We start from the raw sequence: 2,563 nt of genomic DNA, 5'->3' as shown, positions 1-2,563 counted from the left end.
GCTTGGATTTCGCAGAATCCTATTTTAGTGCGTTTGTGCATTTCTAACGAAGCGAGGGAATATATTTTTCGCAAGAATTTCTTAATAAAATATAAAATTATAGAGGAATCGCAAAGGGATTTCATCGTAGAATGCCACTTTAGCTATGAGGGTGAGGTTTTAAATCTCGCCAAATGCTTTTTGCCATTTATTAGGATTCTCTCCCCGCAATCTTTGCAAGAGAAGTTAGAGAAGGAGTTGAGGGATTATTTGAATTTGCGGGATAAAGGATAGAATCTTTATTTTGTATCATTGTTTGTCATTGTGAGAAGTCGCAAGCGCAAATCCATAATGCAGAATCTTGCCCTTAAAGATTCTATTGTAAAGTTTAATTTATGCTAGATTATGGATTACTTCGTCATTTCATTCCTCACAACGACAGAGGGGAATCCCTTTTTCACTAATGCAGAATTCCCTAAGAACGCAGCGGTTTGCTTTGGGTTGAGGTGCAAATCTCACTCATTTTTAAGTGGTTTTGCATTTTGAATGAGCTCTAAAATGCAAGTTGCAAAATCTTGTGCGCTATTGGGACATTTTGCGACACGATAGTCTTGAATCTTGTATTTTTGCGCTTCTAGTTTATATTGGTAGGAGAGTTCAAAGTCTGTTTCTGAATTGTCTATTGTAAAAGAAATCGGGTAAATTAACATTTTTTTATTTTGGTAATAGGGTAAAATGTCTTGTAGATTAGGTTCAAGCCATTTAATGGGTCCAATTTTGGATTGATAAGCGACTTTTATGCTTGCAAACTCCAGTCCAAACTCTTTAAAAAGTGACTTTAAAATCTCTACATTTTCTAAAATTTCTTTTTGGTAAGGGTCTCCATTGCTTATATTTCTCTGTGGTAGGGAGTGTGCAGAAAATATAAGATGAAAATCTCTGCAATCCTCTCCACCTAATGCCTCTTTAATGCGTTCTACTATTGCTAAATTATATGCTCTGTTTTTATAATAACGTTCCACTTGCATTATTTTTGGTGCAAACTTATTTGCTTTAAATGCCCTTAAAATATCTTTCATTGAGGACGTTGTGGTGGTGTAACTAAAATGTGGATACATACTAAAAAGCACAACTTTTTGAATGTTGCGTTCTTTTAAATCTTGCGCAACTATGTCCGCAAAAGGTGGCGTATAGCGCATTGCGTAGGTAAAATACATTTGCGATTCCATAGTTTGCAACATTGCACATAATTGAAAAGTATGTCCAACAAGAGGTGATTTTCCGCCAATTTTTTGATAATTGCTTTGTGCTTCCTCCAAACGTTTATAGACGATAAAGCTCCCAACTATTGAGCGCAAAAAATTGTTTTTAATTGGCAAAATATAAGGGTCTGCAAACATATTTTGTAAAAATGTTTTCACCTCAAATAAAGAATTAGGTCCTCCCATATTTAACAATACAACTGCCGTGTTTTGCTTGTCTTGAATATTTTGAGATTGCATTGTTATTCTTTTATGTGCAAATTAATCATACCGCAGAAATTTTTACCTTGATAAAATTCTGCACGAAAGATACTTTTTGCTTTGTCTAAAGAATATCGCTTATCAATATTTTCTTTATTAATGGTAAGCCCATGTTCGCTCACAATTCCTTTTTTAGAATAGCCTATCACATTGACGCGCACACCTGTTTGTCCGCGAATTAAGAAATTTTGTTGGAAATCTAAAGTTTCACCAAAATTTGCTTTTACTACTTCTTTGTCTAGCTCTATTTCAACTTCTTTCACATTGCATTGCATAGGGAAAATATCAGGCTTTAGCAGGCTGATTCTTTTGTGCCCAATATAGATTTCATATCCCTCTTTTGTTTTTTTTGCGCGTCCAAGAGGGTGAGTGAAATCAAAAACATTATTTTGCGCTAAAAGCGGAGCAAAATTGATAAAGCTTCGGATTCCATTTAGCTTAAGGGTAACATTATGGTTGATTTTGACGCTACCAAAATCGTTGATTTTTTGAGCGACATTTTCTAGGTTTAAGTCAAATTTGCGTTCAAATTCAATTCCTAGAATCTCCATTAGTGCTTCAATAGAGCTTAGTTGATAAAGTGTTTTAAGGGGTAATTCGGTGATGTTTTTGCTTGTTTCAATCGCTAACGAGGGCTTTAAGTGTGTAATGGCAAAGAAAGTAAGAGAATTTTGCTGCTCTTCATCTTTGATGCGCGTTTCTGTGTTGCGCACACCAAAGGTATGAAAGTCATAATGTAGGCGTTGGTTAAGTTTGGACTCTATTTGTTTGGCAATGGAATCCAAATCTCCAAAGGCTACATTGTCTAAAGTTTTTTGGTCAATCACATAAGTTTGTCCCCAAGCTTTAGGGTTGAAAATGGAGTTTTCCCATTTCTCTCGGTAGAATCCGTGTCCATCGTGAAGATTGATGATAAAATCAACTTCTTCATTAGTGATAAGTTTTTTGATGGCTTGGACATTATCAAAGTCTGGATCATTGCGTTTAATAGTGGCAAACTTACGATTCATATCTTTATAGACTCCGCGCCTAAAGGCTAAAATGCTATCCGGATTTAAATT

General features: G+C 35.2%; 3 protein-coding genes. 1 reads left to right on the top strand and 2 read right to left on the bottom strand.

All coding sequences use genetic code 11. The annotated features are described in order from the left end of the window. Positions 1-273: WYL domain-containing protein (locus Q1553_RS00635; RefSeq protein ID WP_366525086.1), on the top strand; the 273-nt coding region annotated here is incomplete at its 5' end. A gap of 221 nt (positions 274-494) precedes the next feature. Here Q1553_RS00635 and hemH read toward each other — a convergent pair. Next, positions 495-1,481: a ferrochelatase gene (hemH, locus tag Q1553_RS00630; protein ID WP_181881639.1), complete on the bottom strand. Its 987-nt coding sequence runs from the start codon at positions 1,479-1,481 to the stop codon at positions 495-497. Positions 1,482-1,483: 2 nt separating this feature from the next. Beyond that, the coding region (locus tag Q1553_RS00625) for a M99 family carboxypeptidase catalytic domain-containing protein (protein WP_300842671.1) at positions 1,484-2,563 on the bottom strand (1,080 nt) is incomplete at its 5' end.

It is taken from the genome of Helicobacter sp. UBA3407, from assembly GCF_949747025.1.
GTDB classification, from domain to species: domain Bacteria; phylum Campylobacterota; class Campylobacteria; order Campylobacterales; family Helicobacteraceae; genus Helicobacter_D; species Helicobacter_D ganmani.
This window is presented reverse-complemented; position numbering and strand designations above follow the sequence as displayed.